This is a genomic window from Nocardia sp. NPDC060220, assembly GCF_042727815.1.
Classification (GTDB): Bacteria; Actinomycetota; Actinomycetes; order Mycobacteriales; family Mycobacteriaceae; genus Nocardia.
The window spans coordinates 1-6,587 of record NZ_JBHWZY010000358.1 but is presented as its reverse complement, the minus strand read 5'-3'; the positions used below and the strand labels follow the sequence as shown (position 1 = coordinate 6,587).

General features: G+C 66.7%; 7 protein-coding genes. 5 read left to right on the top strand and 2 right to left on the bottom strand.

Translation table 11 applies throughout. The annotated features are described in order from the left end of the window. From ACFWF3_RS19310 to ACFWF3_RS19300, 3 genes are all read left to right on the top strand, one after another. Positions 1-583: metal-dependent hydrolase (locus ACFWF3_RS19310; protein ID WP_379314714.1), on the top strand; the 583-nt coding region annotated here is incomplete at its 5' end. 2 nt (positions 584-585) lie between these two features. Next, positions 586-1,689, top strand: coding sequence for a PDR/VanB family oxidoreductase (locus ACFWF3_RS19305; RefSeq protein ID WP_379314713.1), 1,104 nt, complete (start codon positions 586-588; stop codon positions 1,687-1,689). 7 nt (positions 1,690-1,696) lie between these two features. Further along, positions 1,697-2,314, top strand: a complete 618-nt coding sequence (locus ACFWF3_RS19300) for a TetR/AcrR family transcriptional regulator (protein ID WP_379314712.1) — start codon at positions 1,697-1,699, stop codon at positions 2,312-2,314. A 63-nt stretch (positions 2,315-2,377) separates the two neighbouring features. Here ACFWF3_RS19300 and ACFWF3_RS19295 read toward each other — a convergent pair whose 3' ends face one another. Both ACFWF3_RS19295 and ACFWF3_RS19290 read right to left on the bottom strand, forming a co-directional pair. After that, a complete protein-coding gene (locus ACFWF3_RS19295; RefSeq protein WP_379314711.1) occupies positions 2,378-3,397 on the bottom strand; it encodes a crotonase/enoyl-CoA hydratase family protein in 1,020 nt (339 codons plus the stop codon). A 17-nt stretch (positions 3,398-3,414) separates the two neighbouring features. After that, a complete protein-coding gene (locus ACFWF3_RS19290) occupies positions 3,415-5,046 on the bottom strand; it encodes an acyl-CoA dehydrogenase family protein (protein WP_379314710.1) in 1,632 nt (543 codons plus the stop codon). A gap of 110 nt (positions 5,047-5,156) precedes the next feature. Between ACFWF3_RS19290 and ACFWF3_RS19285 the strand changes: the two genes are divergently transcribed. Further along, complete coding sequence (locus tag ACFWF3_RS19285; protein ID WP_379314709.1) at positions 5,157-5,885, top strand: PaaX family transcriptional regulator C-terminal domain-containing protein; 729 nt, start codon at positions 5,157-5,159, stop codon at positions 5,883-5,885. Between the two features lie 199 nt (positions 5,886-6,084). Continuing rightward, positions 6,085-6,587, top strand: a 503-nt coding sequence (locus tag ACFWF3_RS19280; protein WP_379314708.1) for an FAD-dependent oxidoreductase, incomplete at its 3' end; no start/stop codon positions are given.

The following is a 6,587-nucleotide window of genomic DNA, read 5'->3' as shown; positions in this document are numbered from 1 at the left end:
CGATCCCGAACCACTGCTGGCCCAGTCACGCTTCTTCCTCGGTAAAGTGCTGGGCTCCAGAACTTTTCGCAATCCGAGGCGGACCAGGCAGCATCTGATCAACCGCCTGGCGATCACCGCCGCGCTCGAGAACTTCACCGCTTTCCTGGGGCATTTCGTATTGAACTGCACCTGGGACGAGTACCGCGCCGATCCGAACATGGTCGCGTTGTTCCGCTGGCACGGCGCCGAGGAGATGGAACACCGCAACGTGGCCCACGACCTGGCCGAGTACTTCGACAATCGGTACTACCGTCGGCTGCGCACCATGCTCCTGGTCTTTCCGCTGACCATTTGGATTTCGAGTCGGTTCATCTGGTACCTGGTCAAGAACGATCCCGCCGCGCCCACCTCGCGACTGCGGGTGTTCCTCGACGTACTGCGAGGCGGGCGGCTCGGGCTGCTCCCGACGTTGACCACCGTCCTGAGCTCTGTCCTCGACTACCTCAAGCCCCGGTACCAGCCCGACGACACCGGCTCGATGGCCCAGGCGCTGTCCTATCTCGCCACCATCGAGACCCGCCCCTCGCAGGCGCAGGGGTGATCATGTCCGACCGACCTCGCCTGTGCGATGTGCCCGCCCATGCCCACGGCCGGTTCCGGCGCGATCCGCTGATGGCGCTCGTCGCGATGGGTGTCGACATGCTGAGCTGGATCGATGGCTTCGCCGAACCACCGGAAACCGGACTCGGCCGACCACAGCAGTACTTCGACGTCGTTGTCACCGAGCGCCACCTGGTCGCCCAGGACGAGAACGTCGTCGCGGTTACCTTCGAGCTCCCCGACGGCGGGCAGTTGCCGAACTGGCGCCCCGGAGCGCATCTCGACATCGAGTTGCCCTCGGGCGCGCTGCGTCAGTACTCCCTGTGCGGGGATCCCGCCGACCGCACCCGGTACCGCATCGCGGTGCGCTTCATCCCGGACGGCCGTGGCGGATCCGCCGAAGTCCACCAGGGGCTGCCGGTGGGTTCGCAGCTGCGGATCGGTCTGCCGCGCAACGCTTTTCCGCTCGCAATCGGCGGCTACAACCAGCGCACCAGCGCGATCCGCCTGATCGCGGGCGGTATCGGCATCACCCCGATCCTGCCGATGATCGCGCTGCTCGAGCAGACCGGGATGCCGTGGACGATGATCTACTGCGGGCGCACTGCCGATTCGATGGCGTTCCTGCCCGAACTCGAAGTCTATGGGGACAAGATCACCGTCCACTGCGACGCGGAGTCCGGGTTCGCGACACCCGCGCAACTGATGGGCGACCTGTCCGGCACACTCGCGGTCTACTCCTGTGGCCCGCCGCCGATGGTCGACGCGCTGCGTGCCGCCCTGGCCGACCGGCCCGATGTCGAATTCCACTACGAGCGGTTCTCGGCGGCGCCGGTCGTCGACGGCCGAGAGTTCGACATCCAGCTGGCGATCACCGGTGAAACCCTGACTGTCGGTGCCGAACAGACCGCGCTGGACGCGATTCTGTCCGTGCGACCGGACGCCACCTACTCGTGTCAGCAGGGATTCTGTCGCTCGTGCGCGGTGCGCGTACTCGACGGCACACCCGAGCATCGGTCGACCGCCCTGAGTCCTCAGGAACTGGACGCGGGATACTTTCTCCCATGTGTGTCACGTGCCAAGGGAACTCTGACCGTCGAGCTGTAGGCCGGCGATGACGCGGCCGACCTCCGCGGCGAGCCCGGGACGCAAACCGCGGCAGAACGAGAACGGCATCGCGACCCACCAGCGCATCGTCGAAGCGGCCCTCGACGTGCTCGCCACCCGTGGCTGGCGCAATGCCAGCGTCGCCGAGGTCGCCGAACGCGCCGGGGTGACCCGTGGCGCGGTGCAGCACCACTTCAAGGACCGCGACGGGCTGTTCACCGCCTCGGTGCGCCACATCATGGACACCCGGATCCGTGACATCGAGGAGTACCAGCACACCGTCACACCCGGCCCCACCGGCACCCGTGACATCGTCCACAAGATCGTCGACCTGCATCAGGGGCCGACATTCAAGGCCGCGTTGCAGCTGTGCATCGCGGCCTCCGACGACCCGGTGCTGGCGCCGCGAGTAGCAGCCATGGAGCTCGAGGTCGGGGCACGGGGCTTCTGGGCCCTGATCGAGATGCTGGGCTTGGACGGCAACAACCCCACCGTGCGCACCACGGTGCAGGCCTTCCTCGACAGCGCTCGTGGCCTCGGTCTGGCAGGCATGCTCAACGACGACTCCCGCCGTCGCGGCAATGTCGCCGACCGGTGGGCCCAGATGCTCGACGAACTTCGCTAGCCCGCGCCCACTCGGCCGACATGCCGAGACCGCCCTGCGCCGGTACGGAAGATCCGCCCGCGGTCAGCGCTCGAACTGCGCGCGTTTGTGATCGCCGAAGGGTTCGTCGCGTTCACGGACCGCTTCGCGGAACCCGACAGTGGCGGCGCGAGTCTGGAACGCGTAGCCCTCCTTGGTGTGTCGCGAGACGCCGTCGAACACGGTGCTGATCATGGAAGAGTTGGCCACCCCTTGCGCGTTGAGCGCCGAATTGAGGGCCAATTTGGCCATCATGAGCTGATTGACCGGCATCCGGGCGATGCGTTCGACCAGCGCCTCGGTCCGCTCGTCGAGCTCGTCGGCGGGCCAGGATTCGACCGCGAGACCCCACTCGGCGGCTTGCTTACCACTGAGGCAATCGCCGGTGAAGAGCAGGCGTTTGGCTCGTTGATCACCCAGGCGATGCGCCCACATGCCCGCCGCCGGGATACCCCAGACGCGGGTGGGCGGGTAGCCGATCTTGGTGTCGTCGGCACAGATGATCTGGTCGGCGTAGAGCGCGATGTCGGTGCCCCCGGCGATCGCGAAGCCATGCAGTTTGGCGACGGTCGGCTTGTCGGCGTGCAGCAGACTGGCGAACCCCTTGTTGAACCGGCTCATCGACGCGTAGTCGATCATCGGGTCCCAGACGCCGTGTGGGTTGTGGTTGACGGCGTTGACGACCGGGTCCAGCACGGTACCTGTCACTTCGTCCGGGCCGCGTGCACCGGCGAAGCTCTGCTCGGCGAACAGGTCGAGGTCGTAGCCGCCGCAGAAGCCCTTGCCTCGCCCGGAGACCAGGATGACGTGCACGCGCGGGTCGAGATCGGCGCGTTCGACCGCGTGCGCGAGATCGCGCGGGGTGTGCGGCGTGATCGCGTTGCCCTTGTCGGGGCGGTTGAAGGTGATGCGGGCGATGCGGCCGTCACGTTCGTAGGTGAGCGTGCGGTACTCGTGCTCGAAATCCGGTTCCGGACGATGCTGCCACGGCGAATCGGGGCCTTCGGTCCAGTTCTCGTACCAGGCCGCGGGCCGGTCGCCGGAATCGGTGTTGGGGTAGGACACAGGGAGGTTCCTTCGGCTCAGGAGATCTTCGGCGTCGATCGTTCGAGGATTGCGGCGGCGTCGACACCGAGCGGGAGGGTGCCGAAGACGTCGCCGCGGTCACCGGCGAGTCGGGTCCGCAGGTATGCGTCGGTGACGGCGGTGTTTCCGTAGCGGACGAGCAGCGAGCCCTGCAGCACCTGGGCCATCTGCCCGACGACCCGGCGGGCCCGGTACTGCATCGTCTCGAAGTCGGAGAATTCCGTCTCGAGGCGGCGGATGGCGGCGTCGAGTTCGGCCGAGGCACCGGCCGTCGTCTTCACCTCGTCCAAGAACACGCCGAGGGTTTCGGGCTGTTTTGCCATGGCGCGCAAGCTGTCCAGTGCCGCGACATTGCCCGAGCCCTCCCACACCGACATCAGCGGTGCCTCCCGGTACAGCCGTGGCATTCGCGATTCCTCGACATAACCGTTGCCTCCCAGGCATTCCAGTGCCTCGGCGGCGTGGATCGGGCCGCGCTTGCAGACGTGGTATTTCGTCACCGCCAAGGCGATCCGGCGCAGTGTCGCCGCCCGCTCGTCACCGGCCACCGCGTGGTCAGTGAGCTCGGCCAACCACAGACCCGCCAGAGTCGCGGCTTCGGCTTCCACCGCCAGATCGGTGAGCACATTGCGCATCAACGGCTGGTCGATGAGCGTCGCGCCGAAAGCACTGCGATGCACCGCGTGATGGGCCGCATTGCTGACCCCGACCCGCATCCCGGCCGCGCTGCCCAGAATGCAATCCAGGCGGGTGAAATTCACCATCTCCACGATCGTGGGCACACCACGGCCCTCGACGCCGACCAGCCAGCCGACCGTGTTGTCGTACTCGACTTCGCTACTGGCATTGGAGTGGTTGCCCAGCTTGTCTTTCAACCGCTGCAGGTGGAACGGATTGCGGGTGCCGTCCGGTAGCACTCGCGGAACGAAGAAGCAGGACAACCCGGCGGGCGCCTGCGCCAGCACCAGGAAGAGGTCCGACATCGGCGCGGAGGTGAACCACTTGTGTCCGGTGATCCGGTAGGAGCCGTCGAGCTGGGGCACTGCCGTGGTGGTGTTCGCGCGTACGTCGGACCCACCCTGCTTCTCGGTCATCGACATTCCCGCCGTGAGGCCGAGTTTGGCGGTGGGCACCCGCAGTTCGGGGTCGTAGACCGAGCTGGTGAGCAGCGGCTCGTAGACCGCGGCGAGCTCCGGATTCGCCCGTAGCGCGGGCACCACCGCGTAGGTCATCGATATCGGACAACCGTGCCCGGCGTCCACCTGGGCCCAGATGCTCAGTTTGGCCGCGCGCACCAGGTGCGGGGCCGGGCGATCGTCAGCCCAGGGCACGCCGTGCAGACCGAAGCCGACGGCATGGCTCATCAATTGGTGGTAGCTCGGGTCGTAGACGATCTCGTCGACTCGGTGCCCGTACCGATCGTGGGTCTTCAGGACCGGAGGGTGCGCTTCCGCGAGATCGCCCAGCTCCAGCGCTCGTGTACTGCCGGCCAGTCTTCCGACCTCGTGCACCTCGTCGATCGCGTGAACAGCACCGGCGCGCTGCAGCGCTTCCAGCACCACCGGATAGTCCGCCGCGTCGTAGTCGGCCAACGGTGTTACCTGATTCGTCACCTCATGGGTTGCCATGCCGTTCCTTCCCACGGTCCGCGCCCGGTCGACCCGACTCGTATTGCAAGTCTGCATCGCATGATGAGAATTTGCAATGCCCTCTTCGGCGGGCTGGATACCATCGACCAATGGTTCAGAACTCGCTGCCGTTCCGGCGCCTGACGGCTCGATCAGCCATCTTGAGCGTGTTGCTGGGCGCACATCCGGCCCAGGCGCCCGCGGCGGCGATCGTGCACCTGGCGACCGAACTAGGACTGCAGGAATCGACGGTGCGAGCAGCGCTGACCCGCATGGTGTCGGCCGGGGACCTCGAACGCGACGACGCGACCTACCGGCTCACCCCGCGACTGCTGAGCCGGCAAAAACTGCAGGACATCGCCATCGACCCGATACTGCGGCCCTTCGACGGCGACTGGCGACTGGCCGTTGTCACTACTGGCGCCGACGCGGCAGCCGACCGCATACTCCTACGAGAATCACTGCAGGCCAACAAATTCGGCGAGATTCGCGAGGGCGTGTGGGGACGCCCGGACAACTTGATGAGCCCGCGCATCGCGGCCGCACACCGACTGACCTACATAACCGGTCGACCCGACGACCCCGACGAACTCGCCGCACGACTGTTCCGTCCTACTGAATGGGCGGACATCGCGACGAGGCTACTGGCCGCCCTCGACAGCGCCGCCGCGATGCGGGATCGCCTCGAGGTGGCAGCCGGCGTCGTGCGCCACATCCTGCACGACCCGATCCTGCCCGCGAATTTTCTGCCGCAACCATGGCCGGGTGCCGACCTCCGCAGCGCCTATCGCGATTTTCGCGCGGAATTCACCGCTTTCGCCAGCGCTTACGTCCAGTGACGCCGAGACCCAGCCAATCCCGGCACACCCGTTCATCGTCACGTTCCGCCAGAGTCGAAGCCGACTCGATCACGCCCCAGCCTTCGTCGGTATGCCACTCGAGGGACCCGCCCCTCGAGGTGAGCAGGGAAGTGGACTGGTAATCGAGCAGTCGCGTGTCGCACGCTCGCACCATCGCTGAGACTCCAGGAGGTGCGCGATGGTTCGCAGAGGTGAACACGCAGTGGTACTCGGCGCGAGCATGGCAGGTCTGCTCGCCGCCCGAGTGCTGTCCGATTCCTATGACCGGGTCACCGTGGTGGAACGAGACCGTCTCGACGGTCAGTACGCCCCGCGTCGTGGGGTACCGCAGGGCAAGCACGTGCACGCGTTGCTGCCCAGCGGATCCCAGGCGCTCGAGCGGCTGTTTCCCGGCCTGCTCGACGAGCTCGTCCGCGCCGGCACGAAGGTGATCGAGGACTACACCGACTTCTATTTCTCGATCGGGGGCAACCGGCTCTCGGCCGCCGTCCAACCGGATGTCACGACCTATCTGCCGACCAGGCCGCATCTGGAAGGTCGTGTGCGGGACCGTGTTCGGGTGTTGCCGAACCTGCGGTTCGCCGACGGCAACGATGTGGTCGGCCTGGTCGCGGATGAGGCCGCGGTCACCGGTGTCAGGATCATCTCCCGCACGGCAGGCAGTGCCGAGGAAGTACTCGC